Consider the following 24,110-nt stretch of genomic DNA (forward strand, 5'->3'; position numbering starts at 1 on the left):
CGCGCCAGGGCGCGCTCCGGAGGTCCGCATGCCGCACAATGAATCCGCTGCGCCGCAGCCGCAAGGCGAAGTGGTCGCCTCGGTGGCCTATGAACGCGGCGAGCGCGCGCACGACGTGCCCATCGAGGGCATCAAGTCGTACACCTGCCAGGACGAGAACCTGCTGTGGATCGGCCTGCGCAACCCGGGCGAGGAACTGCTGCGGCGGGTGGCCGACGACCTCGGCATCAAGCCCAAGGCGCGCGACGAAATGCTGGAAACGCACCGCCGGCCCAAGATCATCGATTTCGGCAGTTGCGTGCTGATCGTGGCCGTCACCGTCGAGGTCGAGCAGGACCGGCCCGTGTTCGGCGAAACCCAGATCGTCATCGGCCGGGGCTACCTGGTGACCGTGCGGCGCGGCGCCACGGCCAGCCACAGCCAGCTGCGCGAACGTCTGGAAAGCGCGCCGGACCTGCTGCGGCGCGGCAGCGACTATGTCGCGTCCGAGTTGCTGGACCTGCTCATCGACCGCTATGTCGCGGCCGCCGCGAAACTGGAAAGCGTGGTCGAGGGCGCCGAGCAGAAGCTGATGATCCGCGGCGCCAAGGACTCGGACATCCGCAAACTGTACCGGCAGCGCCGCGACCTGCTGCGCATCCATACCGTGATCGCCCCGCTGGCCGAGATCTGCCGGCGCCTGGCCACCATGGACATGTCCACTGTCGATGCCAACGCGCGTCCGTACTTCGCCGTAGTGGCCGACCGGGTGCTGCGGGTCGACGAGCTGATCAACGCGTTGCGCGAGGCGCTGGCGTTCGCCTTCGAGGCCAGCCTCATGATCGCGCAGACGCAGCAGAACGACATCACCCGCCGGCTGGCGGCCTGGGCCGCCATCCTGGCGGTGCCCACCGCGGTGGCCGGCATCTACGGCATGAACTTCGAATTCATGCCTGAACTCAAGACCCACTGGGGCTACCCGGTCACGCTGGGCGCCATCGCGACCGCCTGCGGGGTGCTGTACTGGCGCTTCCGCAAGGCGGGCTGGCTGTAGCGCCGGCCGCGTTCCGCCGCCGGCGCGCTCTGTGGCACACTGCGGGCCACTGGATTCTTCGGGGCACACATTTTGCGCAAGCAGTATTCGTTCGGCCGGCTGGGCCGCAGGGTGGGCGGCATCGTGGGCGTCGCCCTGGCCGCCGCGCTGGTCCATTGGTTCCAGGGCGGCCGGGAGCAGCCCGCGCCCGCGACTGCGCCGGCCGGGCAGCCCACGCCGGCCGTGCCGCCGGCGGCCGGCGCCGTCCCGCCGGGGCGCTACGCGCTGACCGGCGAAATCGTCAAGGTGGCCGATGGCGATACCGTCACCCTGCGGGTCAATGGCCGCCAGCACCGCATCCGCCTGGACAGCATCGACGCGCCCGAGGACGGCCATAGCCCGCGCGAGCCCGGCCAGCCGTACGCCGAGGCGGCGCGGCGGCACCTGGAACAATTGGTGGGCGGCAAGACTCTCACCGCGCAGTGCTATGAACAGGACCAGTTCGAGCGCGATGTGTGCGCGCTGATGCTGCCGGACGGCAACTCGGCCAACCGCGCCCAGGTTGCCGCCGGCTATGCCTGGGCCTACACCGCGCGGCGCGGCGATTACCTGCGCGACAAGGCCATGCGGGGCCTGCAGGACCAGGCCCGGCAGGCCCGGCGCGGGCTGTGGGAGCATCCGCGGGCCACCGAGCCGTGGAAATGGCGCTACGAATGCTGGCGCAACCAACGCTGTCAATAGCTTGTCCAAGGGCAAACCGCCCGGCGCAAGCCCGGGCTTGCCTGGATGGGGCGCGCGGGTGGCCTTTGCTATGCTGTGCGCCGGGCTGTATGCAGGATAACGCGACGGAAATGGTTCTATGGGTGCATGGCTGCGGGGGATATCGATAGCGGCGCTGGCGTCGGTGCTGGCATTGGCGGGTTGTTCACGGGACCCGATCAACAGCCCCTATGAAACCGGCGCGCTGGCCGAGAACACACTGTACACCGCGTTCGTCAAGCGTTCGCCCAAGTACCTGGACCCGGCGCGGTCTTATTCCACCGACGAAACGCCGTACACCTACAACATCTACGAGCCGCTGTACGGCTATCAGTACCTGAAGCGGCCCTACGAGCTGGTGCCGCGCGCCGCGGCGGCCGTGGCGCAGCCGCGCTACCTGGACGCGCAAGGCCGGGTGCTGCCGCAGGACGCGCCCGGCCAGCAAGTCGCCGAAAGCGTCTACGACATCCAGATCCGTCCGGGCATCCGCTTCCAGCCGCACCCGGCCTTCGCCCGCGATCCCGACGGCGGCTACACGTATTTCCCGCTGCAGCCGGGCGAGCTGGACGACAAGTTCTACTTGCCGGATTTCCCCCGCACCGGCACGCGCGAGCTGACCGCCGCCGACTACGTCTACGCCTTCCGGCGGCTGGCCAGCCCCCGGGTGGCCTCGCCGATCTATTCGGTGATGGCCAACTACGTCATCGGCATGCAGGACTACAGCGAACGCCTGCGCCAGCGCGACGAGGCGCTGCGGCGCGGCCTGCCCGCCGGGCAGCGCGACCTGCCCTGGCTCGACCTGCGCGAGACCGACGGCTTCGACGGCGTGCAGGCGCTGGATGCGCACACGCTGCGCATCCGCATCAAGGGCAAGTATCCCCAGTTCAAGTACTGGCTGGCCATGACCTTCACGGCGCCCATCCCCTGGGAGGCCGACCGCTTCTACAGCCAGCCCGGCATGGCCGGGCACGACCTGTCGCTCAACACGTGGCCGGTGGGGACGGGCCCCTACATGCTGGTCGAATCGCTGCAGAACCGCCGCCATGTGCTGGCGCGCAACCCCAACTTCCGCGGCGAACCGTATCCCTGCGAGGGCGAGCCGGCCGACCGCGCCGCCGGGCTGCTGACCGATTGCGGCAAGCCCACGCCGTTCGTCGATCGCGTGGTGTTCAGCGTCGAGAAAGAAGCCGTGCCGCTGACCGGCAAGTTCATGCAGGGCTATTACGACATCCCGCAGGTCGAGCGCGGCGAGTACGGCGTGGCCATGCTGGTGGCCGCCGGCGACTCGCCCGACAAGGCGAAGCGCTACCGCGACCACGGCATCCAGCTGCCCACCGCCATCGAGACCTCCAGCTGGTACATGGGGTTCAACTGGCTGGATCCGGTGGTGGGCCTGGGCGATACGCCCGAGCAGCAGGAGAAGAACCGCAAGCTGCGCCAGGCCATCAGCATCGCCTTCAATTGGGAAGAATACGTGGCCGTGTTCGAGAACAGCCAGGCCATGGTGGCGCATGGGCCGGTGCCGCCGGGCGTGCTGGGCTACCGCGAGTTGCCCGAGGGCATGAACCCGGTGGTGTACCGGGAAGTCGACGGCCGGGTGCAGCGCAAGCCGATCGAGGTCGCCAAGCAACTGCTCGCCGAGGCCGGCTACCCCAACGGCCGCAACGCCGAGACCGGCGCGCCGCTGGTGCTGTACTACGACGCCATGACCGGCGGCGGGGCCAATCCGCAGTTCGACTGGATGCGCCGTCAGCTGGCCAAGATCGGCATCCAGATGGATGTGCGCTCCACCGACTACAGCCGCTTCCAGGACAAGATGCGGCGCGGCACCGCGCAGATCTTCTACTGGGGCTGGGTGGCGGACTACCCCGATGCCGAGAACTTCCTGTTCCTGCTGTACGGGCCGAACGGCAAGGCCAGGCACGGCGGCGAGAACGCCGCCAACTACGCCAACCCCGAATACGACCGCCTGTTCGAGCAGATGAAATACCTCGACGACGGCCCCGAGAAAGAGGCGGTCATCGCCCGCATGGTCGCCATCGTGCAGCGCGACGCGCCGTGGATGTTCGGTTATTTCCCCATGTCCGGCGGCGCCTACCAGCAGTGGGTGGGCAATGCCAAGCCCACCCAGATGGTGCGCAACACCTTGCAGTACGTGAAGATCGACCCGGCGCTGCGGGTCCGCAAGGTGCATGAATGGAACACGCCGCTGTGGTGGCCGCTGGGAGTACTGGCCGTGCTGCTGGCGCTGGCGATCTGGCCATCCTATGTGGCGCTGAAGCGGCGCGAGCGCCAGACGGCCTTCGGGCCCGGCGCCGCGCCCGCCCGATCCAAGGAGCAACAGCCATGACCGGCTACATCATCCGCCGCCTGCTGTACGGGGTGCTGATCCTGGTCGGCGTCAACCTGTTCACTTTCATTCTGTTCTTCGCCGTCAACACGCCGGACGACATGGCGCGCCTGGCGATCGGCGGCCAGCGGGTCAGCCAGGAAGCGATCGAGCGATGGAAGGTCGAGCACGGCTACGACAAGCCGCTGTTCGTCAATACCGGGGCCGAGGGCGCCGCGCGGCTGACCGATACGGTGTTCTACCAGCGCTCGGTGCCGCTGCTGGCGCTGGAGTTCGGCGCCTCGGACGCCGGGCACGACATCGGCCGCGAGATCCGCATGCGCATGGGCCCGAGCCTGGCGCTGGCCATCCCCACCTTCATCCTGGGCCTGTTCGCCAGCGTGGCGTTCTCGCTGCTGCTGGTGTACTTCCGCGCCACCCGGCTGGATTTCTGGGGCGTGGTGCTGTGCGTGATATTGCTGTCGATCTCCAGCCTGTTCTACATCATCGCCGGGCAATGGATGTTCTCCAAGGTGTTGCGGCTGGTGCCGTATTCAGGCTTCGCCGGCGGGCTGGACGCGGTCAAGTTCCTGGCGCTGCCGGTATTGGTGGCCATCGTCTCGCGCCTGGGGCCCGAGGCGCGCTTCTACCGCGCGCTGTTCCTCGAAGAGGCCGGCAAGGACTACGTGCGCACGGCGCGCGCCAAGGGCCTGGCCGAACGCGTGGTGCTGTTCCGCCACGTGCTGCGCAACGCCATGCTGCCCATCCTGACCGGCACCGTGTCGGCCATTCCGCTGCTGTTCATGGGCAGCCTGATCGCCGAGTCGTTCTTCGGCATCCCCGGCCTGGGCAGCTACACCATCGACGCCATCAACGCGCAGGATTTCTCCATCGTGCGCGCCATGGTGTTCCTGGGGTCCGCGCTGTATATCGTGGGCCTGATCCTGGCCGATATTTCCTATACGCTGGCCGACCCCCGCGTACGCTTCGAGTGACCGCCATGCCCAAGTTTGTATTCCTCTGGACCGATGTGGCGCTGTTCCTGCTGGTGGCGGGCGTGTTGGGCTATGCCTGGCGCGTGCGCCGCAGCCCGGCCTTGCGCGCGACCTGGGCGCGCGTGGGGCGCGACGCGCCCGCCATGAGCTCCGCCGTGATCCTGCTGGCGTTCGTGGCGGTGGGCCTGCTGGACTCGATCCACTATCGGCCGCAACTGCCGCCCGCGCCGGGCGCTCCGGCCGACGCGCCGCCGATCTATGCCCCGGCGGTGCGCTCGGCGCTGGACGGCCTGCTGGACGGCACGGTGCTGGCGCGTCCCGAAAAGACCTACTCCGCGCCGCTGGCGGCCCGCCAGTTCACCAAGGAAACCGAGCTGATCGACGGCCAGCCGGTGCGCGACTTCCCGCGCCTGCGCAGCGGCGGCGCGCACCTGGCCGAGCCGGACACCGAGCGCTGGCCCGACGCCTTGCGGCGCCTGGCCTGGGGCCTGGCCGGCGGCGCGGCGGCGGCACTGGCGGGCGGCGTGCTGTTGTGCGCAGGGCTGGCGCGCGGCCGCGCCTCATGGCGCCAGGCGCTGGCCGACGTGGCCGGCGCGCGCACCGACATGCCGTGGCGCGCCATGTGGATCACTTTCGCGCTGCTGTGCCTGGTGGTTGGCGCGGTGGCCGGGCTGGCGACCGGCTATCACGTCTTCGGCACCGACCGCACCGGCAACGATGTGCTCTGGCAGGCGCTGAAAAGCGTGCGCACGGCGCTGGTCATCGGCAGCCTGACCACGCTGGCCATGCTGCCGCCCGCCATCGGCTGCGGCATCGCGGCCGGTTATTTCAAGGGCAGGATCGACGACGCGATCCAGTATGTCTACACCACGCTCACGTCCATTCCGGGCGTGCTGCTGGTGGCGGCCTGCGCGCTGATGATGCAGGTCTACATCGACAGCCACCCCGACCTGTTCGATACCTCGGCGGCGCGCGCCGACCTGCGCCTGTTCCTGTTGTGCATGATCCTCGGGCTGACTGGCTGGTCGGGCCTGTGCCGGCTGCTGCGCGCCGAGACCCTCAAGCTGCGCGAGCTCGAGTATGTGCAGGCCGCGCGGGCCTTCGGCGTATCGCACTGGCAGATCATGCGGCGCCACCTGCTGCCCAATGTGATGCACATCGTGCTCATCACGGTGGTGCTGGAATTTTCCGGGCTGGTGCTCTACGAGGCCGTGCTGTCCTACCTGGGCATCGGCGTCGATCCCAGCATGAATTCGTTCGGCTCCATGATCGACAGCGCGCGGCTGGAGATGTCGCGCGACCCGATGATCTGGTGGAACCTGCTGACCGCGTTCGTGTTCATGCTGGCGCTGGTGCTGGCGGCCAACCTGTTTGCCGACGCCGTGCGCGAGGCTTTCGACCCGCGCGCCCGCCGCTATCGGCCGGCCCGCCTGGCCGAAGCCGGCGCGGCGCCCGTCGCCGATGCGGGAGCCCCGCGATGAGCCGGCCCGCCGACGCCTTGCTGGCCGTGGACGGCCTGGACGTCGCCATCGCCGGCGAATCCGGCTTGACGCATGCCGTCAAGCGCCTGCAGCTGGCCATCGCGCGCGGCGAGACATTCGCCCTGGTGGGCGAGTCCGGTTGCGGCAAGAGCATGACGGCGCTGGCGCTGCTGCGGCTGCTGCCCGACGCCGGCCGCATCGTGGGCGGGCAGATCGACCTGGGCGGCCAGGACCTGAACCTGCTGCCCGAGAGCGCCATGCGCGGCGTGCGCGGCGGGCGCATCGGCATCATCTTCCAGGAGCCCGCCACCAGCCTGAATCCCGTCATGCGGGTGGGCGAACAGATCCTCGAGACGCTGACCGCCCATACGCCGCTGCGCGGCGCGGCGGCGCGCGCGCGCGCCATCGACTGGCTGCGCCGCGTCGGCATCCCGGAGCCGGAGCGCCGCATCGACGATTATCCGTTCCAGTTCTCGGGCGGGCAGAAACAGCGGGTGATGATCGCCATCGCGCTGGCCGCCGAGCCGGCGCTGCTGATCGCCGACGAGCCCACCACGGCGCTGGACGTGACCGTGCAGGCCCAGGTGCTGGACCTGCTGGCCGATATCCAGCGCGAGATGGGCATGGCCATCCTGCTGATCACCCACGACCTGGCGGTGGTGCGGAATGTGGCGCGGCACGTGGCCCTGATGCGCGCCGGCGAGATCGTCGAGAGCGCGCCGGCCGATGCGTTTTTCGAAGCGCCGCGCCATCCGTATGCGCGGCAGCTGTTCGATGCCATTCCCACCTACGAGAAGCGCGGCCGGCCGCTGGCCGGCGGGCCGGACGCCACGCCATCCGCGCCGCCCGCGCCGGCGGGCGAGGTGGTGCTCGACGTGCAGGAACTGCTGGTGCATTACCCGGTGCGCAAGGGCCTGTTGCGGCGCATCGATTCCTGGGTGCAAGCCGTCAATGGCGTGACGTTTTCATTGCGCGCCGGCGAAACCCTGGCGCTGCTGGGCGAGTCAGGCTGCGGCAAGACCACGACTGGCAAGGCGCTGCTGCGGCTGGCCGAGGGGGCCAGGGTCGAGGGCAGGGCGCTGCTGCAGGGGCGCGACCTGCTGCGCGCCGGCCACCGCGAACTGCGCCGCATGCGGCAGGACATCCAGATCGTGTTCCAGGATCCGTTCGCCTCGCTGAACCCGCGCATGCGGGTGGGCGACATCCTGGACGAAGGCATCGCATCGCTGCGTCCCGACCTGGCCCAGCCGGCCCGCCGCGAGCGCGCGCAAGGCCTGCTGCGGCGCGTCGGGCTGCCCGACGACACGGCCAGCCGCTATCCCCACGAATTCTCCGGTGGGCAGCGCCAGCGCATCGCCATTGCGCGCGCGCTGGCGGTCGAGCCCAAGGTGCTGATCTGCGACGAGCCCACCTCGGCGCTGGACGTTTCCGTGCAGGCGCAGATCCTCGACCTGCTGCGCGAGCTGCAGGCCGAGCTGGGCATTGCCTATCTGTTCATCACGCACAACTTCGGCGTGGTCGAGTACCTGGCCGACCGCATCGCCATCATGCACGAAGGCCGCATCGTCGAAGAGGGCGATGCCGACGCCGTGCTGCACGCGCCGCGCCACGAAATGACGCGCCGCCTGCTGGACGCCGTGCCCAGGCTGACGTTCGGCAAGCAGGCGTGAATGGCGCGCCCGGCCGGGGGCCTGGGAACGAAAGGTGTCCAGGGGAAGGTGTCTGACACCCCTTGAACCGTCCGGCGCACGCCGCGACCGCCGCATGGGGTGTCAGACACCTGGCGCGGACCTAGGAACGAAAGGTGTCCAGGGAAAGGTGTCTGACACCCCTTCGAACCGCCCGGCGCATGCCGCGGCTGCCGCATGGGGTGTCAGACACCTGGCCTATCGAGGAAGATGCCTGACACCTGACCTATCAAGGAAGCTGCCTGACAGCTGGCCCGTCAATCATCCCACCGCTGGGCATTGCGCGTTTCCAGCCACGCGCGGGTATCGTGCCGCAGCGCTTTCAGGCATTGCGCCAGGAAGTTGTGCACGGTTTCCAGTTGGGTGGTGTCGAAGTTGCGCGCCAGCAGGGTGACTTCGCGGGCGATGGCTTGCCGTTCGGCCAGTAGCGGCCTGCACCGTTCCTGGACCGGCCGGATCACGATGACCCGGCGGTCCAGCGGATGCCGGCCGCGCGCGATGTAGCCGGCTGCTTCCAGCCGGTTGATCAGCGCCGTGGCGCCGCCGGGGCTGATGCCCATCAATTGCGCCAGTTGACCGGTGGGCAACGACTCGAACTCCAGTACCAGGTCCAGCGCCTTGAGGTCGGCCAACGCCATGTCCATCCTCTCCGCCAGCGCGGCCTGGCAGGCCGCGGTGTAGGCGGCGAATTGCCGCCCCAGCATCAATGCGATGTCGTCGATCATGTCGGGCCGTGTCTCGTCGCTTTCCGAAACCGGTACGGAAGGACGGCGGAAGGGCGCCACGGAATCCAGGTATTGCAGCATGGGTTCACGCTCCGTTCACCGTCCGCCCGGTCACTTGGCGCCGCCGTTCAGGCCGCCCAGCAACCCCCCGACCAGGCCGCCCAGCAGGCCGCCGTTGCCGCCGCTGCCGCTGTTGTCGCCCAGCCCGCCCGTCAAGCCCCCGACCAGCCCCGTGACCGGCGCCAGCAGGCCGGCGCCATTGGCGCCGCCGCCAGCGTCCGTGCCGCCTGCCAGCCCGCCCGTCAGGCCCGCCACCAGGCCGGTGACCGGGGCCAGCAGGCCGTTGTTGGCGCCGCCGTTGCCGCCGAGCCCGCCGGTCAGGCCACCCACCAGGCCGGTCACCGGGGCGAGCAGGCCGCCATTGCCGGCGCCGCCGCCCAGTCCGCCCGTCAGCCCGCCGACCAGGCCAGTCACCGGGGCGAGCAGGCCGCCATTGTCGGCGCCGCCGCCCAGTCCGCCCGTCAGCCCGCCGACCAGACCGGTCACCGGGGCCAGCAGGCCGCCTTCGCCGCCCAGTCCGCCGGTCAAGGAGGCCACGGCGGCGGTGGTGTGATTCAGCGTGGCGCCCAGCGGGTTGGGGTTGCCCGGTCCATGCAGCACGCCGCCCAGGCTGGCCACGGCATTGCCGAGGTTGTTCACCACGCCGTTCAACGGCGTGCCTCCGGGCAATTGCCCCTCGACGCCTGCCAACGTGCCGCCGATGCTGGTCAGCAGGCCGGCCACGGGTGCGCCCAGGCCGGTGGCCGCGCCCACTTGCTGGGTCACGTCCGTCACCTTGCCGGCCACCGGGCTGACCACGTTGTCGAGGCTGGCGCCGACGCCGCCCAGGGCGGGGTTCAAGCCCAGCGGCAGCACGTTGTCCACGGTAGTGCCGACATTGGCCAGGGCCGGTTCCAGCAACGGCTGGCCGTCGCCCAGGCTGCCGGTCAAGTTGCCGACCAGGCCCGTGACGGGATTGAGCAGCCCGCCTTCGCCCGCCAGCGCGCCGGTCAGCGCGCCCACGGCGCTGGTGGCATTGCCCAGCACCGTGGTCAGCGGCTGGGGATTGTCGGGATTGGCGTTGAGCAGGCCTCCCACGCTGGCGACCGTGTCGCCCAGGCCGCTGACCAGCCCCCCGACGCCGGCGCCGAGCCCGCCGGGCAGGCCGGTGCCGGTGACGGTGTCGCCCAGGTTGCCGACCACTCCGCCTACCTGGGTAAGCACGCCGTCCACGGGCGCGCCCAGCCCGGTGGCGGCACCGACTTGCTGTGTCAGGCCGGTGACTGTGTCGACCACCGGGGCGAGGGTGGGATCGAGCGCCTCGCCGACGCCCGCCAGGGCCTTGCCCAGGTCGAGCGGCGCGACGTTGTCGACTGCCTGGCCGGTGTTGCCGAGCGTGGTCTCCAGCAGGCCGGGCGGCAGGGCGGCAGGCGTATCGCCCCCACCACCACCGCCGCCGCCATTGCCACCGCCATTGCCACCGCCATTGCCACCGCCGCCGATGCCCGGCGGGATGCCGGCGATCGCGTCATCGCCGCCACCGCCGCCGCCGCAGGCGGCCAATGCGGCTGACAGCGCAACGGCGAGGGCCGTGCGGGCCAGCAGATGCGGAACACGACGAAGGTCGGAAGTTGTTGCGGGCATGATTGCACTCCTCTTAGTGGTCTATTCGGCGTCACTTGCGCCGGAACTTCCCCTCTGGAGCACGAACCGTGCCAAATCTCGAAACCGCCGGAAAAATCCTGTTTCGATGGTCGGAAGAAATCAGGAAACCCTCATCGGATCAAGGGCTTGGCGGAAAAATCAGAATGTCGCTCAAATTGGAACATCCCGAATCTGGGATGTCGGCAATCCTGCGAACGTTACGATTTCGTGGCCAAGTCACGTTACATCGGGGGCGATGTTACGTAACGTTGCCGATGCGGCGGCGCGCGGGCAGGTCTTCAGAAAGCGTCGTAGAAGAGTGAATAGTTGGCGTTGAACCGCAGGTCGCGATCGCCGTCGTCGACGCGGCGGGCGCCCACCGGCTTGGCCATGTTGACGTCGAACAGGTAGTACTTGTCGTCGGTGAAGCGCAGGCCCAGCCCCACCGAGGACAGGTGGCCGGGGTTGTTCTCCTGGATGGCGCGGTTGTTGTACCAGGTGCGCGCATAGTCCACCACGGCATAGGGCTGTACGCTGTTCAGGTGCTTCCATCCCACGCCGAAGCGGCGATTGATCTCGGCCGACAGGCCCACCCCCTTGTCGCCGCTTTTCTCGCCTTGGGGGTAGCCCAGCGCATAGCGCCAGCTGCCGTACGACACTTGCTCCGAACTGGGCAGCACGTCGTCGCTATATTGCGCCGCGCCGCGCAGCACCACCCCGAGCTGGCCGGGCAGCGTGAAAGTCTGCTTCAGGTCGAGGTTGTAGCGGGTGAAATTCAGGTCCACCTGGGCAACGCCGCTGTAGCCATAGTTGGTATCGACGGTCTTGTCGGCGCCCAGGCTGTTGAATCCCTGCGATATCCCCAGGCCCACTTCGGTCGAGCGGGTCGGCAGGAGATCGCGATAGCGCAGTTCCACGGTCGCGGCCCGCACGTCGACATCCTGCTGCAGCCAGTAATCGGTGCCGCGCAGCATATAGCGGTCGGTCGCATCCACTGCGTACATGCCGGCCGAGGCAGTCAGCGAACGGCGGTTGTTCAGCAGCAGCGGATAGCTCAGCCCGAGCGCCACGCGGTTGTTGGTGACTTCGCGATCGTAGCCCAGCCGCTCGACCGCGTCGTCCTGCGGCCGCGACCGGTAGTGGTGCCCCCGGGCGTACAGGGCCAGCCCGTCCGGGCCCAGCGGCACCGTGGCTTCGAGCGCGATGTAGCGCACGTCGTCGCTGTTGAGCGGCACGCTGCTGGTCAGCTTCACCTGTTCGCCCAGCGGCGTGAGACTGTTGCCCGCCACATTCACCAGGGGCTGCATGCCGGTGCCCAGGTCCACCAGGCCGCCGTTGGCCGTGAGCGGGCGCCGGGTGGCCGCCAGCACCAGTTCGGTGGCGCCGTCGGCGCGCCGCGGCAGTTCCAGGCTGGGCTGGAATCGCACGCCCGGCACGGCGCGCATCAGGTTGAGTACGCGTTCGAGCGTGGCCTGCGTGAGCGGCCGTTCTTGCAGCAGCGGCGCGGCCAGGTCCTGCAGGCGGTCGCGCGCATTGCCGATATCGCCGTCGATGCGCACGTTGCCGACATAGCCCTCGACTACGGTGACCGTCACCAGTCCGCCGGCGAACGACTGGTTTTGCAGCAGGGCGAATGACAGGGGGTAGCCGCGCGCGCGGTACAGCGCGGTGATCTTGTCCACCTCCTGCACCAGCGCGCCAACCGTGGTTTCCTTGCCTGCCAGCGGCGCGAGCAGGTTCGAGATGTCATCGAAGGGCAGGGCGCGCACCCCGGACACATCGAAGCTGCGCGGCACCAGGCGCTGCGCCAGCCGAGCCTGCACGGCGCGCTGTTCCGGCGTGGGGACTTGCAGGGCGGGCTGCGGCTGGGGGGCGCCGCTGGCGGCGGGCGTCTGGATGTGGGGCAGCGCGTCGACCGGATTGCCGCGCAATGGGCCTTCGCCATGCGCCGTGCCGGCCGCCAGGGCGAGCAGGAAAGGGGAGGCCAGAACGCCTGTGCGCGAGGAAACAATCATGGGCCGCAGTCCACGGGGGACAAGACGGCGGCCGCAGGGGAAGGCGAGCCGCCAAGTTGAAACAAAAAACTAATATCTATTCTTAATGTTGCCACAACGCATCAGTTATGCCGAGTGCAACGTAATAAAAAAACACAAAGTTGAATATTTGTGTAGTCTATAAGGGCAATACTTGCCAGTATGTAACGAATATTCGGCATTTTGTTGTTTGTTTTGGGGCTTATCTGGACTTATTGTGCAGATAAGTTAGTATAGTTGGAAATATAAACATAAATTACGTAATAACCCTGATGTTGTTCTCCAGTTATTAGTTGAAACTATCTTGAACGTTATGCAACTTAAAGAGTTGCGATTCGTTGCTCATATTTCATTGTGAAACCAGACGCATGCCCCTCTCGTTGGTCTCGCCGCTGAGCGCGGGGCCTGTTGTCGATCGGAAGCTTTCATGACTCCTGGCGAAGTCGTTCCCCTGTCATTCAGCGCGGGCCTGGTCGTCTTGTCGTTCCTGACCGCGGCATATGGCGCCTATGTCGCGCTGCGCGCGGCCGCGCAGATCCGCGCCGCCGCGGCCGACGGCGTGTCCTGGCTGCCCAGTGTCGGCATTGCCGCCGTATCGATGGGCGGCATCGGCATCTGGAGCATGCATTTCATCGGCATGCAGGCGCAGGCCATGCCGTTCGAGGCGGGCTACCAGGTATGGCTGACGCTGCTGAGCTTCCTGTTGGCCGTGGCGTGTTCCGGCCTGGCGCTCTGGTATGTCGCCCGCGGCCGCTTCTCGGCGGCGCGCTGCCTGGCGGGCGGCATCATCGCCGGCCTCGGCATTGCCGCCATGCACTACGTGGGCATTGCCGCCATGCGCATGCCCGCCCTGTTCCTGTGGAGCCTGCCGCTGATCGTGCTGTCGGTGCTGATAGCGGTGGCGGCGGCCACCGCCGCGCTGTGGCTGGCCTTCAATGTGCAGACCGCCTGGCAGCGGGTGCTGGCTGCGGTGGTGATGGCCGCGGCGGTCTGCGGCATGCATTACACGGCCGCGGCGGCCGGCGTGATGGTGTGCACCGCGCCGCGCGAATCCGGCGGCCTGCAGATCGGCGGCGCGGCGCTGCCCTATGTGGTGTTCGCGCTGTCGATCGTCGCGCTGGCGCTGTTGCGCTGGCAGCTGCACCGCTCGTCCCTGCGTTTTCGCCAGCAGCTGGCGCGGCGCGTGGACGCGCTGATTGGGTCCGGTGCCGCGGCGGCGGCGGGCGATGCGTCCGCCGGCCTGCCGCGGCGCGGGTAGAGATCCCGGCAGTGCCGGGATGGTGAGGGGCGGCGCCGCATGGGATGGCGCCGGCCGGGTAGTCGTGAAGGCTTGCGTAGGCCTGGAGAACAAAATGAAAGAGCAATTGATGCGGTTCTGGAAGGATGAGGAGGGCGTGACGGCCCTGGAATATGCGATCGTCGCGGCGGTGCTGGTGGTGGCCGTCGGCGCGGCGATCTGGGCGCTGGGAGACGATCTCAAGGCCTTCTTCGAAGGTATCGGCACCAAACTGGATGACGCCGCCACCAAGCCGAAGTAATGGTCGGGGCGTGGGCAAATGTGTCGCGGCGGCGGTGCCGGCCGGCTCCGGTAAGGACGGTCCGGCTCTGCACCGTTGCGCGGGATGCGCGTGAAGCATGGAACTGTCCGCAGGGGTAGCGTTGTGGTGGCTGCTATTCACGTCCTGGAACCTGGCGCTGGCCCATGGCGACCTGCGCCGCCGCAAGGTGCCCAACAGGCTCGTCGTGAGCGGACTTTGCGGCGTGCTGCTGTGGGCGGGCGCCGCTGCCTGCGTCGCCGGCTGGCGCTATCCGCCGCTGTGGCCTGGCTGGCCGGCTGCCGCGGGCGGCTTCCTGATGGCGGTGCCATTCTTCCTGCTCTGGCAGCGTCGCTGGATGGGGGCGGGCGATGTCAAGGCCATCGCCATCCTCGGGCTGGCGATGGGCCCGGCGCGCCTGGTGCTGGCGCTGGCGCTCGCCAGCCTGGTGGCCGGCGCGCACGCGCTGCTGTATCTGGCCGCGGCGCGCCGCCGGAGGCCGCCGGCCCGGCTGCGCCAAGTGCCCTACGCCGCCTATATGGCCCTGGGCGCACTCAGCGCGGTGTTTATTCCCTTGAGTTCGGCCTGGTGTTTCTGGTGTTTTTCATGATCCTGTACGCGATCATCACCTACGGCCTGGTATTCACCGCCCAGCAATCGCTCAACCTGGCGGCGCAGGATGGCGCGCGCAAGGCGCTGCAATGGCAGACGGGCGAGGCGCACATGCTGGCACGCGCCAATGCGGCGCGCGATGCGGCGCTGGACCGCGCCGGCTGGATCGCCGCCATGTCGGCCGCGCCCCTGCGGGTCGCGGTATGCGGCAGCGCCGGCGCGTTGAGCGCCGCCGGCGGCGGCGCGTGCGGGGGCGCCGTGCTGGCGGCGGACCAGCTCGAAGTGCGCATTTCCTATGCCTATGCGAACCACCCCCTGGTTCCCGCGCTGCCGTGGATCGGCGCGGCCATGGTGCCGGACGAACTGAGCGCCCGCGCCACCGTGCGGCTGGGGCTGTTGCAGAGCGCGGGGAGCGCCACATGAATATCCGGCGCATCGTGCCCGCCGCGACGCGCGGCCGCCAGGGCGGCGTGGCCGCCATCGAATTCGCGCTGGTGGTGACCTTGATGCTGTTGTTGCTGCTGGCCGTCGTCGGCTACGGGGCGTTGTTCTGGACCCAGCAGCAATTGTCGGCCGCCGCCGGCGAGGGCGCGCGCGCCGGCATGCTGGCGCGCTACGCGGGGCGCGCCGACGTGCAGGGCGCCGCGTGCGACGCCGCCCTGGATGTGTTCGGTCCGGCCACCCGGGTGGCCTGCAACCGCGCGGCGGGACCGGCGGCCTGCGCCTGGACGGGCGCGGGCGGCGCCGCGGTGGGCTGCGTCGATGTGGTGCTGCGCTACGACATGGCGCAGTGGCCATTGCTGCGGTCCTTCCACGGCCTGCTCGACCTGGCGACCGGCGGGGCGGCCGACGGGCTGGTGCCCGTCACGCTGACCGCCCGCGCCGTCATTCAAATTACACAGGAGCCGCTATGACCGGCCTGACCAAGATCCTCGCCGCGGTGCTGCTGGCGGCAGGCGTGGTGTTGACATTTCTCGCGTATCACCTGGCCACGCGGCCCGCGCCCGCGGCGGTCGCGGCGCCGGCGGGCGACGGCGCGTCCGCCGCGCCCGCGTCCGCGCCCGCATCCGCCGGGCCCCGATACCCGGACGTGCTGGCGGCGACCGCCATCGCGGCCGGCACGCGCCTGGAGCCGGCCATGTTGAAGGTCGAGCAATGGCCGGTTTCGCTGAGCCAGGGCTATGCCAGGCCCGAGGACCTGTTGGGCGAGGTGGCGCGCCTGGACATCGCGGCGGGCGAGCCCGTCACGGGGCAATTCCTGGCGCAGGGCCTGGCGCGCCAACTGCGGGCCGGCGAGCGCGCCGTGGCGGTGCCGGTCGATGAGATCGTCGGCGCCGGCAATCGTGTCATGCCGGGCGATCTGGTCGATGTGTTCTTCGCGCTCGAGAAGAATCAGGAAGTGCAGGGCACGCAAGTCCGCCTGCTGCAGTCGCGCGTGCGCGTGCTGGCGTACGGCACGCAGTCGGTCGACGGCCCGCCGGTCGCGTCCGACAAGCCGGCCGTGCAGCGCGGCGCCCAGCAGCCCGCCCGTTCGGCGCTGCTGGCGGTGCCGGTGGAGCGCGTCAACGAGCTGCTGCTGGCCAGCCGCTCGGGCCATCTGCAGCTGGCCTTGCGCGCGCCGGACGACGAGGTATTGCCGGATCGCGACCTGTTCTTGCCGCGCCAACCCGTCATGACGGCGCGCAACGGACTGAGCGCCGCGCAAGTCGAGGCGCTCCAGACGGGGCCCAACCGCGCTTATGCGGGCGACAGCCTGGCCCAGCTCGACGGCCCGGCCCCCGAGCCGGTCAAGCGCGCCGCGGCGCGCCCGGCCGGCGCCGGCGGACGCAGCATCGAGATCCTGCGCGGCGACAGCGCGCAGCACGTGCGTTACTGACCCGGCCGCCCCAAGCCCAGGCCGCCGCCGATTTCCCATTCCCAATGTCGACCCGGATGAACCCCAGAATGCGCGCCCCCCTGATCTGTTTCGCCCTGGCGCTGGCCGGCGTTTTGTACGGCGCGCCGGCGGCGGGCCAGGATCGTCCCGCCACCGCGGCCGCGCAGGACATCAGCCTGCCGGTCAAGGGCCAGCACTTGCTGCCGCTGCCGGGCACGCCGACGCGCATCGCCGTGGCCGATCCCGCGGTGGCCGACGTGAAGATCCTGCCCGCGGCGGCCGGCCGGCCGGCCGCCGTGATGCTGATCGGCAAGCAGGCCGGCACCACCGAGGTCCAGGTATGGGCGCGCGGCAGCCGTACGCCGATGGCGTGGACGGTCCGCGTGGCCGGCGCGGTGCAGGCCGAGCTGGCGCGGCGCGGCCTGGCGGGCGAGGCGCAGGTCGACGTAGCCGGCGCGCATGCGGTGGTGTCCGGGCAGTCGCAGTCGGCGTTGGCGCACCAGAACGCCGTGGCCGCGGCGGCTGCCGCGGTGGGCGGCCAGCAGGTCGTCGACGTGGCGACCGCCGGCCCGGGCGGTGTGGTGCAAGTGGAAGTCAAAGTCGTGGAGCTGTCGCGTTCCGTGATGAAGCAGGTCGGCCTGTCGATGGCGGGCAGCGCCGGCGGCTGGGGCTTCGGCACGCGCACCGCGCCGGACGGATTCAACGTGCCGGGATCGATCGCCGGGCGTGGGCTGCTGGGCGAGGGCTTCAGCCTGCTGTTCGATTCGAACGATTTCGGCGCGACGTTGCGCCTGCTGCAGAGCAACGGCATGGCGCGCGTGCTGGCCGAGCCGACGCTGGTGGCGCTGAGCGGCCAGAGCGCCAGCTTCCTGGCCGGCGGCGAGATTCCGGTGCCGGAATCCGGCGGGCTCGGCACGCAGAACGTGGTGTTCAAGCCGTTCGGCATCGGCCTGACCGTCACGCCCACCGTGCTCTCGCGCGAACGCATTGCGCTGAAGGTCGCGCCGGAAGCCAGCGAGCTTGACTACGTCAACGGCATTCCCATCGTCAACGGCGAGAACACCACGCTGATCCCCGCGCTGCGCACGCGCCGGGCCGACACCATGGTCGAGCTGGGCGACGGCGAGAGTTTCGTCATCAGCGGGCTGGTGTCCCGCCAGACCAAGGCGTCGGTCAACAAGGTGCCGTTTCTGGGCGAGCTGCCGATCATCGGCAGCTTCTTCCGCGGCATCGAGTACTCGCAGGAAGAGCGCGAGCTGGTCATCGTGGTGACGCCGCGCCTGGTGCGGCCCATCGCGCGCGGCGTGTCGCTGCCGCTGCCCGGCGAGCGCCAGGAGCAGGCCGACAGCCTGGCCAACGCCTGGGGCTATTACCTGATGGGGCCGGCTGGCGGTCAGCAGGTGCCCGGCTTTTCACGGTGAACATCATGAAGGCATATTCCACAGAACTTGCCGGGCTCCAGAGCGGTATCCGGTTCCTCTTCTGCTCCAGGGGCGATGCCCTCGCGGCGCAGTTGAGCCAGGCCCTGGGCCCGATCGGCGTGCTGACGCAGGAATCCCCCTCGCTGGAGCACCTGGCGCGGCGGCTGGCCGACATCGAACCCAAGGTGATCTTTCTCGATTTCACGCTCAACAGCAACGAGCCGGGCAAACTGCTGCATTCGGCCGACCTGGCCCGCACGCTGGCGCGCGTCGCCCCGGACATCCCGCGCGTCGCGGTCGGGCTGCTGGGCCAGCCCGAAGGCGCCATTGCCGCGCTGCGCGCCGGCGTGACCGATTTCGTCGACCCGTCGGTCGCGCCGCACGAGGTGCGGGAGGTGGTGCAGCGGCTGCTCGACGTGCCGGCGTTCGGCGCGGGCGAGGCGGGTTCGCGCCGCGACGTGCTGCTGATCGGCGCGCGCGCCGGCGTCGGCACCAGCACGCTGGCCGCCCACCTGTCGGGCATCGCCCAGGAACGCTATGCGCAGGTCCATGCCGCCGCGCCCGGCGCGGCGCCCGTCAAGCCGGCAGAACCGGGCGCCGCGCTGCCGCCGGCGGCGCGCGTGGCCTTGCTGGATCTCGGGTGGCCGATCGGCGACGCGCAGCTCTATGTCAACGTGGCGGGCGATTTCGATTTCGCCGAGGCGACCCGCAACCTGCAGCGCCTCGACGCGACCCTGCTGGGCTCGGCCATGGCGCGGACGCGCGAAGGATTGGGCGTCATGGCCCTGCCGCGCGACCTGGCGCAGATGAACCACATCTCGCCGTCCGATTCGCTGCTGGTGTTCGAGCGCCTGCGCCAGCACTTCGGCCTGCTGGTGACCGACACCGGCGGCTTTTCCAACATGGACTTCGTCGCCGGGCTGGCGCGTTCGTCGCGCACCATCTGGGTTGTCACCGACCAGAGCGTCAGTTCGCTGGTGGCGCTGTCCGGCGTGCTGCAGGACCTGGAGCGGCGCCACGTCGACCGGGCCGGCATCGGGCTGGTGGTGAACCGCTATGACGAGCGCTACGGCATGACCGCCCAGCAGATCGCCGAACGCTTCCGGCTGGAACTGGTGGGCACGCTGCCCGACCGCACCCTGGCGTTGATGGTGTGCACCAACCAGGGCCGCCTGTTGCACCAGGATGCCGAGCGCGACGTCTATGTGCGCGGCGTACAGGGCCTGATGGAAAAACTGTGCAATGACACGCAGCAGTCCGCCGGGCGCGGCAGCTGGCTGGCGACCTGGCTGCCCGGCGTGCATCGGCGCATGCTGGTCAGCAACTGACCGGCGCCCGGAGGCCGCCGCGCCGGCCGCGCGTTGGCGGGCGGACTGAAACAGGACCCGACATGATCATGACAGCGACGATCCCATTCGGCCAGGAAGGCGACAACAGCTTTGTCGGCTCCGCGCGCTACCAGGAAATCAAGACGGCGGCGTACGAGCATCTGCTCTCGCGCATCGAGGAGCTGGGCGCCGAGTTCGGCCGCTGGGCCCGCGAGGCGATCCAGGACTTCGTCGATATCGAGGTCGCCAGCTTCGCGCGCACCCGGCGCGTCGCCATCAACGAGAGCGAGATGCGGCACATCGCCGCGGCGCTCACCAAGGAGCTGGCCGGGCTCGGCCCGCTGGAGGACTTGCTGGCCGACCCGGCCGTGGAAGACATCCTGATCAACGGCCACGACAACGTGTTCGTCTCGCGCGGAGGCGTGTTGGCGCGCGAGACGCTGGGGTTCTCGGACAACCAGCATGTGCTGCGCATCGTGCGGCGCATCCTGGCGCCGATCGGCCGGCGGCTGGACGAATCCAGCCCCATGGTGGACGCCCGCCTGCCGGACGGCGGGCGCCTGAACGTGGTGATCGAGCCGCTGGCGGTGGACGGGCCGATGGTGTCGATCCGCAAGTTCCGCAAAGACCCGCTCAAACCGGCCGACTTGCTGACGCTGGGCACGTTCAATGAAGAAATCTATCGCCTGCTCAGCGCCGCGGTCGCCAATCGCTGCAACATCCTGGTGTCCGGCGGCACCAGCTCGGGCAAGACCTCGCTGCTCAATGCGCTCGCGTTCTTCATCCCGGCCGGCGAACGGGTGGTCACGGTGGAGGACACCGCCGAGCTGTCGCTGAATCATCCCCACGTGGTGCGGCTGGAGTCGCGCCAGGGCGGCTTCGACGGCAGCGGCCTGGTCACCATCCGCGACCTGATCCGCAACAGCCTGCGCATGCGGCCCGACCGTGTCGTGGTGGGCGAGGTGCGCGGCGCCGAAGTGATGGACATGCTGCAGGCCATGAACACCGGCCACGAAGGCTCCATGGCCACCATCCACGCCAATTCGCCGCGTGAATGCCTGTACCGCATCGAGATGCTGGCCGGCTTTGCCGGTTTCCAGGGCAGCGAAGACAGCCTGCGCCGGCAGATCGCCAGCGCCCTCGACTTCATCGTGCAGATCGGCCGGCTGCCCAACGGCAAGCGGCGCGTGCTTTCCCTCACCGAGGTCACCGGCATGGGCGACAACGTCATCGCGACGCAGGAACTCTACCGGCACGAACTTTTCGTGACGCCGGACGGCGAGGAGAAGGACAACTGGCAGTGGCTGGGGGTGCACCCGCATACGCCGAAGCTGGCCAAGCTGCGCGACGAGCTGCGCGCCAGCGTGGCCGCCCAGGACGAGCCGTCCGGCGGCGGTTTCTGGGGGCGGAGGCGCTGATGGCGGCCGCATGGACCACCGCGCTGCTGGCGCTGGTCATGGTGCTGGGCGCGGCGCTGCTGTGGCGCCAGGCCGGCCGCGGCGCGCGGCGCCAGGCCAGCTCGGTGTTCCTGGAGCGCCAGCTCGCGCAGGGCCAGGCAGGTGCCGCGCCGGCCGCCGGCGACCCGACCGATGCGCGCCGCGCGGCGTTCAGCAGCGGCGTGGCGCGCTGGGATACGCTGCTGCGCTGCGCCGGCATCCGGCAGACGGCGGGCCTGTATGCCGGCGCGGCCGGCATCCTGGCGCTGGGCGTGGCCCTGGCCGGGCTGCTGGGCGGCATTGTGTCGGCCGGCGCGGCCGGCGTGATGCTGCTGGTGGCCATGTATTTCCTCATCTGGCTGCGCGCCGACCGGCGCCGCGCGCGCATGTTCGACCAATTGCCCGAGATGCTGGACAACATGGTGCGGCTGATCACCATCGGCAACAGCATGGCCGCGGCGTTCCAGGCGGCCGCCGCCAATACCAGCGAGCCGCTGCGCGAAGTGGTCGAGCGGGCCGCCCACCTGAGCCGCTCGAGCCAGGAGCTGGACGCCGCGCTGGCGCAGGTGGCGCGCCAGTACGACTTTGAAGAGCTGCGCCTGCTGGCGGCGGTGGTGCGGGTCGCCCAGCGCTTCGGCGGGCGCAGCGACGTAGTGCTCGAGCGCATGGCCGAGTTCATGCGCGACGTGGCGCAGGCGCGCTGCGAGCTGGCGGCATCGTCGGCCGAGATCCGCCTGTCGGCCTGGGTCCTGGCGCTGCTGCCGCTGGGGATTGCCTGCTACATCATGCTGACCAATAACGCCATGTTCATGACCATGTGGGACGACCCGCTGGGGTTCAAGATGCTGATGGCCGGCCTGGCCCTGCAGTTGCTCGGCTCGTACTGGCTGTACCGCATGACCAAGTCGATATGAGGGCTGCGCCATGGATATCCTGACTGCCGCCAACCCGTCCATGTTGCTCGCCGCCGGCGTGCTGCTGATCGCGCTGGCGCTGCTGGCCGCCGGCCTGGGCATGGTGCTGCGGCTGCGCGGGCAGTCGCGCACGCTGCGCGTGGTCGAGCAGGCGCTGGCCGCGCGCGCCGGCGCGGCCGCCGGGCCGGCCGGGTCCGGGCCCGCCGAGGCTTCCGGCCGCATGGGCGCGCTGGCGCAGGGGGCCGATGCGCTGGGCCGGCGCCTGGGGCGGGGCCGGCTCGCCGAAGCGCTGCTGCCCGCCGAAGACGCCAAGCTGCTCGACCTGGCCGGATACCGCGACATCGCCCGCGCGCGGGCGCGCTATGTCGCGCTGCGCTTCGCGCTGGCGGCGGGCCTGCCCGTGGCCGCGCTGCTGCTGCGCGGCGCCTGGCTGGGCCCGGGCTCCATGCTCGCCACGCTGTCGACCCTGTTCATCGGCTTCGCGGCGGGCTATCTGTTGCCCAAGCTGCTTCTTGCGCGCCGCGTCGCCGCGCGCAAGAAGCAGGCCGCCAAGGAACTGCCGTTGCTGATCGACCTGTTGCGGCTGCTGCAGGGAGTAGGCCTGTCGGTGGACCAGAGCCTGCACGTCATCGTCAGCGATTTCTCGCCGGTGCTGCCGGTGCTGGGACATGAGCTGGGCGCCGCCACGGCCGTCTATGCGCGCGGCCGCACCCGCGAACAGTCGCTGGCCCGGCTGTCGCAGGATTTCGACGAAGACGACCTGGCGGCGGTGTGCCGGCTGATCGTGCAGGTGGACCGCCATGGCGGCGCGGTGCAGGAACCGCTGAACCGCTTCGCGCAGCGCGTGCGCGACCGGCGCCGCTTCGAGCTGCGCGAGAAAATCGGCCGGCTCACCGTGAAGATGACCGGGGTCATGATCATGACCCTGCTGCCGGCCTTGCTGATCGTGACCGGCGGCATGGGCGTCCTGTCGGTCATGCGCGGCCTGTCGCGCATCGCGGGAGGAATGTGATGAAGCTTCGATGGCGGCTGGCGCTGTTGCCCTGCGCCGCGGCGCTGGCGGGCTGCCAGGGCGGCGGCGCGCAGACGGCCTGGGCCCTGATGCAGCAACAGCAGCAGGAGCAGGCCCTGGTGCGGCAGGCCGAAGACCAGGCCCAGGCTGGCGCCGAACCTTCCGAGCCCGGCCTGATGCTGGCCATGATCCGCGCCACGCAGGCGCAGGGACGCCACTTCGCCGCGCTGGCCTACATCGATGCCTATCGGCAGCGCTTCGGCGCCAACGATGAGCTGGTCGCGTTGCAGGCCGACGCGCTGCGCCGCACCGGCCAGGATGCGCAGAGCGAAGCGACCTACCGCAAGCTGCTGGGCGGCAGCCAGGCCGCGCTGGGCTGGCACGGCCTGGGCCTGCTGGCGGGCGCCCGCGGCGACTATGCGCAGGCCGCCCAGGACCTGGAGCGCGCCGTCCGGCTGGCGCCCACCGATGCCCAGATGCTCGGCGACCTCGGCTACGCGCGGCTGCGCGCCGGCGACAGCGCGGGTGCGCGCGTGCCGTTGGGCCAGGCCGCCGAACTGGATCCGGGCAATGCCAGGGTGCTGGCCAACCTGGCATTGCTGCTGCTGGTCGAAGGCCAGCCCGCGCAGGCGCAGCAACTGATGGACCGCGCCAGCCTCGGACCGGAGGCGCGCAGCCAGGTGTTCCAACTGGCCGGGCAGATACGCGCCGGCGATGACGATGCGCCGCGTGCCGGCGTGGTGCGGCCGGTCGTGCAGGCGTCCAGCGGCCGCGATGTGGCGCTGCCGATGCTGCAGCCGACCATGGACCGCACGCTCAACCCGCCGCTATCCCAATGACCGCCGCGTCCCCCGACCCCGCACAACCCGAAGAGGCAACCATGCTCCGATATTTCCCGCGTTACCTGGTCCTGATCGCGGCACTGCCGTGGGCGGCGTGCGCCCAGATGAACGCGCCGCTGACCGGCGCCGCCGCCCCGCAGCCGGCCGGCCCGGCAGCCGCGCAGCCGCTGCCCGACCGGCCGGTCGTGCGGCAAGTGCAGACGCCCCTGCCGGCCGCGCCCGCCGCGGCGCCGCGCGCCGCCGGCCACGCCGCGGTCGGCGATGTCACGCGCGCGCTGCTGGCGGCCCAGGCCGACGGCCGCCGCGCCGGCGGCGCCCTGCCGATTCTCGGGCCGGTCGCCACCGCGTCCTGGCAGCGCTATCTGGAGAGCTTCCGCCAACCCATCCCGGAATGGTTCAGCGAGAAGGTCAAGATCGAAGGGCAGTAGG

22 protein-coding genes are annotated in these 24,110 nt (G+C 70.0%); 19 read left to right on the top strand and 3 right to left on the bottom strand.

The features are described from left to right. The first annotated feature begins 28 nt into the window (after positions 1-28). The 6 genes from CAL24_RS07470 to CAL24_RS07495 all read left to right on the top strand — a co-directional run bounded on the left by CAL24_RS07470 (position 29) and on the right by CAL24_RS07495 (position 8,246). Positions 29-1,033, top strand: coding sequence for a magnesium and cobalt transport protein CorA (locus CAL24_RS07470; RefSeq protein ID WP_028353597.1), 1,005 nt, complete (start codon positions 29-31; stop codon positions 1,031-1,033). Positions 1,034-1,105: 72 nt separating this feature from the next. Beyond that, the gene (locus tag CAL24_RS07475) at positions 1,106-1,753 is read left to right on the top strand and encodes a thermonuclease family protein (RefSeq protein WP_231501690.1); all 648 of its coding nucleotides are present in this window, start codon (positions 1,106-1,108) and stop codon (positions 1,751-1,753) included. 118 nt (positions 1,754-1,871) lie between these two features. Further along, positions 1,872-4,121, top strand: a complete 2,250-nt coding sequence (locus tag CAL24_RS07480) for an ABC transporter substrate-binding protein (protein WP_094806249.1) — start codon at positions 1,872-1,874, stop codon at positions 4,119-4,121. Further along, positions 4,118-5,095 (top strand): ABC transporter permease, encoded by a 978-nt coding sequence (locus CAL24_RS07485; RefSeq protein WP_028353594.1) that lies wholly within the window; start codon positions 4,118-4,120, stop codon positions 5,093-5,095. The genes CAL24_RS07480 and CAL24_RS07485 overlap by 4 nt, the downstream gene beginning before the upstream one ends. A gap of 5 nt (positions 5,096-5,100) precedes the next feature. Continuing rightward, the gene (locus tag CAL24_RS07490) at positions 5,101-6,576 is read left to right on the top strand and encodes an ABC transporter permease (RefSeq protein WP_028353593.1); all 1,476 of its coding nucleotides are present in this window, start codon (positions 5,101-5,103) and stop codon (positions 6,574-6,576) included. Next, positions 6,573-8,246 (top strand): ABC transporter ATP-binding protein, encoded by a 1,674-nt coding sequence (locus CAL24_RS07495; protein WP_094806250.1) that lies wholly within the window; start codon positions 6,573-6,575, stop codon positions 8,244-8,246. Before CAL24_RS07490 ends, CAL24_RS07495 begins: the two co-directional genes overlap by 4 nt. Positions 8,247-8,521: 275 nt before the next feature. On the opposite strand, the gene CAL24_RS07500 is transcribed toward CAL24_RS07495, so the two are convergent. From CAL24_RS07500 to CAL24_RS07510, 3 genes are all read right to left on the bottom strand, one after another. After that, positions 8,522-9,070, bottom strand: a complete 549-nt coding sequence (locus CAL24_RS07500; RefSeq protein ID WP_051439344.1) for a MarR family winged helix-turn-helix transcriptional regulator — start codon at positions 9,068-9,070, stop codon at positions 8,522-8,524. Positions 9,071-9,100: 30 nt separating this feature from the next. After that, positions 9,101-10,672: a collagen-like triple helix repeat-containing protein gene (locus CAL24_RS07505; RefSeq protein ID WP_094806252.1), complete on the bottom strand. Its 1,572-nt coding sequence runs from the start codon at positions 10,670-10,672 to the stop codon at positions 9,101-9,103. Between the two features lie 299 nt (positions 10,673-10,971). Continuing rightward, positions 10,972-12,687 (bottom strand): ShlB/FhaC/HecB family hemolysin secretion/activation protein, encoded by a 1,716-nt coding sequence (locus CAL24_RS07510; protein ID WP_094806254.1) that lies wholly within the window; start codon positions 12,685-12,687, stop codon positions 10,972-10,974. A gap of 445 nt (positions 12,688-13,132) precedes the next feature. On the opposite strand from CAL24_RS07510, the gene CAL24_RS07515 reads away from it, so the two are divergent. The 13 genes from CAL24_RS07515 (at position 13,133) to CAL24_RS07570 (ending at position 24,109) form a co-directional block, all read left to right on the top strand. Further along, on the top strand, positions 13,133-13,963 hold the full coding sequence (locus CAL24_RS07515) for an MHYT domain-containing protein (protein WP_051439342.1): 831 nt from the start codon (positions 13,133-13,135) through the stop codon (positions 13,961-13,963). Between the two features lie 94 nt (positions 13,964-14,057). Beyond that, entirely contained in the window at positions 14,058-14,243 is a 186-nt protein-coding gene (locus CAL24_RS07520; protein ID WP_028353589.1) for a Flp family type IVb pilin, read from the top strand. 97 nt (positions 14,244-14,340) lie between these two features. Continuing rightward, a complete protein-coding gene (locus tag CAL24_RS24280; protein ID WP_028353588.1) occupies positions 14,341-14,850 on the top strand; it encodes a prepilin peptidase in 510 nt (169 codons plus the stop codon). Continuing rightward, positions 14,847-15,275, top strand: coding sequence for a TadE/TadG family type IV pilus assembly protein (locus tag CAL24_RS24285; protein ID WP_038853196.1), 429 nt, complete (start codon positions 14,847-14,849; stop codon positions 15,273-15,275). Before CAL24_RS24280 ends, CAL24_RS24285 begins: the two co-directional genes overlap by 4 nt. Continuing rightward, positions 15,272-15,766 carry a TadE/TadG family type IV pilus assembly protein gene (locus CAL24_RS07530; RefSeq protein WP_051439341.1) on the top strand — a complete coding sequence of 165 codons (495 nt, stop codon included), beginning with the start codon at positions 15,272-15,274 and terminating at the stop codon, positions 15,764-15,766. The genes CAL24_RS24285 and CAL24_RS07530 overlap by 4 nt, the downstream gene beginning before the upstream one ends. Next, positions 15,763-16,728: a Flp pilus assembly protein CpaB gene (gene cpaB, locus CAL24_RS07535; RefSeq protein WP_094806258.1), complete on the top strand. Its 966-nt coding sequence runs from the start codon at positions 15,763-15,765 to the stop codon at positions 16,726-16,728. The genes CAL24_RS07530 and cpaB overlap by 4 nt, the downstream gene beginning before the upstream one ends. 68 nt (positions 16,729-16,796) lie before the next feature. After that, the gene (locus CAL24_RS07540) at positions 16,797-18,149 is read left to right on the top strand and encodes a type II and III secretion system protein family protein (protein ID WP_231501689.1); all 1,353 of its coding nucleotides are present in this window, start codon (positions 16,797-16,799) and stop codon (positions 18,147-18,149) included. Next, positions 18,146-19,477, top strand: a complete 1,332-nt coding sequence (locus CAL24_RS07545) for a pilus assembly protein CpaE (protein ID WP_038853193.1) — start codon at positions 18,146-18,148, stop codon at positions 19,475-19,477. Before CAL24_RS07540 ends, CAL24_RS07545 begins: the two co-directional genes overlap by 4 nt. Before the next feature lie 62 nt (positions 19,478-19,539). Then, positions 19,540-20,895 carry a CpaF family protein gene (locus tag CAL24_RS07550; protein WP_028353582.1) on the top strand — a complete coding sequence of 452 codons (1,356 nt, stop codon included), beginning with the start codon at positions 19,540-19,542 and terminating at the stop codon, positions 20,893-20,895. Next, complete coding sequence (locus tag CAL24_RS07555) at positions 20,895-21,827, top strand: type II secretion system F family protein (RefSeq protein WP_094806261.1); 933 nt, start codon at positions 20,895-20,897, stop codon at positions 21,825-21,827. The genes CAL24_RS07550 and CAL24_RS07555 overlap by 1 nt, the downstream gene beginning before the upstream one ends. Positions 21,828-21,837: 10 nt before the next feature. Then, the gene (locus CAL24_RS07560) at positions 21,838-22,839 is read left to right on the top strand and encodes a type II secretion system F family protein (RefSeq protein ID WP_094806263.1); all 1,002 of its coding nucleotides are present in this window, start codon (positions 21,838-21,840) and stop codon (positions 22,837-22,839) included. Then, positions 22,839-23,678 carry a tetratricopeptide repeat protein gene (locus CAL24_RS07565; RefSeq protein ID WP_094806265.1) on the top strand — a complete coding sequence of 280 codons (840 nt, stop codon included), beginning with the start codon at positions 22,839-22,841 and terminating at the stop codon, positions 23,676-23,678. The genes CAL24_RS07560 and CAL24_RS07565 overlap by 1 nt, the downstream gene beginning before the upstream one ends. A gap of 41 nt (positions 23,679-23,719) precedes the next feature. Beyond that, on the top strand, positions 23,720-24,109 hold the full coding sequence (locus tag CAL24_RS07570) for a DUF3613 domain-containing protein (protein ID WP_094806266.1): 390 nt from the start codon (positions 23,720-23,722) through the stop codon (positions 24,107-24,109). The last annotated feature ends 1 nt before the right edge of the window (position 24,110 follow it).

Source organism: Bordetella genomosp. 2 (assembly GCF_002261345.1).
GTDB lineage: Bacteria > Pseudomonadota > Gammaproteobacteria > Burkholderiales > Burkholderiaceae_B > Bordetella_A.

Bases quoted from the DNA above. Each gene is read 5' to 3' on its own strand.
- CAL24_RS07470 (WP_028353597.1), top strand. From the start codon at position 29: ATGCCGCACAATGAATCCGCTGCGCCGCAGCCGCAAGGCGAAGTGGTC.
- CAL24_RS07480 (WP_094806249.1), top strand. From the start codon at position 1,872: ATGGGTGCATGGCTGCGGGGGATATCGATAGCGGCGCTGGCGTCGGTG.
- CAL24_RS07485 (WP_028353594.1), top strand. From the start codon at position 4,118: ATGACCGGCTACATCATCCGCCGCCTGCTGTACGGGGTGCTGATCCTG.
- CAL24_RS07490 (WP_028353593.1), top strand. From the start codon at position 5,101: ATGCCCAAGTTTGTATTCCTCTGGACCGATGTGGCGCTGTTCCTGCTG.
- CAL24_RS07495 (WP_094806250.1), top strand. From the start codon at position 6,573: ATGAGCCGGCCCGCCGACGCCTTGCTGGCCGTGGACGGCCTGGACGTC.
- CAL24_RS07500 (WP_051439344.1), bottom strand. From the start codon at position 9,070: ATGCTGCAATACCTGGATTCCGTGGCGCCCTTCCGCCGTCCTTCCGTA.
- CAL24_RS07505 (WP_094806252.1), bottom strand. From the start codon at position 10,672: ATGCCCGCAACAACTTCCGACCTTCGTCGTGTTCCGCATCTGCTGGCC.
- CAL24_RS07510 (WP_094806254.1), bottom strand. From the start codon at position 12,687: ATGATTGTTTCCTCGCGCACAGGCGTTCTGGCCTCCCCTTTCCTGCTC.
- CAL24_RS07515 (WP_051439342.1), top strand. From the start codon at position 13,133: ATGACTCCTGGCGAAGTCGTTCCCCTGTCATTCAGCGCGGGCCTGGTC.
- CAL24_RS07520 (WP_028353589.1), top strand. From the start codon at position 14,058: ATGAAAGAGCAATTGATGCGGTTCTGGAAGGATGAGGAGGGCGTGACG.
- CAL24_RS24280 (WP_028353588.1), top strand. From the start codon at position 14,341: ATGGAACTGTCCGCAGGGGTAGCGTTGTGGTGGCTGCTATTCACGTCC.
- CAL24_RS24285 (WP_038853196.1), top strand. From the start codon at position 14,847: ATGATCCTGTACGCGATCATCACCTACGGCCTGGTATTCACCGCCCAG.
- CAL24_RS07530 (WP_051439341.1), top strand. From the start codon at position 15,272: ATGAATATCCGGCGCATCGTGCCCGCCGCGACGCGCGGCCGCCAGGGC.
- cpaB (WP_094806258.1), top strand. From the start codon at position 15,763: ATGACCGGCCTGACCAAGATCCTCGCCGCGGTGCTGCTGGCGGCAGGC.
- CAL24_RS07540 (WP_231501689.1), top strand. From the start codon at position 16,797: ATGCGCGCCCCCCTGATCTGTTTCGCCCTGGCGCTGGCCGGCGTTTTG.
- CAL24_RS07550 (WP_028353582.1), top strand. From the start codon at position 19,540: ATGATCATGACAGCGACGATCCCATTCGGCCAGGAAGGCGACAACAGC.
- CAL24_RS07555 (WP_094806261.1), top strand. From the start codon at position 20,895: ATGGCGGCCGCATGGACCACCGCGCTGCTGGCGCTGGTCATGGTGCTG.
- CAL24_RS07560 (WP_094806263.1), top strand. From the start codon at position 21,838: ATGGATATCCTGACTGCCGCCAACCCGTCCATGTTGCTCGCCGCCGGC.
- CAL24_RS07565 (WP_094806265.1), top strand. From the start codon at position 22,839: ATGAAGCTTCGATGGCGGCTGGCGCTGTTGCCCTGCGCCGCGGCGCTG.
- CAL24_RS07570 (WP_094806266.1), top strand. From the start codon at position 23,720: ATGCTCCGATATTTCCCGCGTTACCTGGTCCTGATCGCGGCACTGCCG.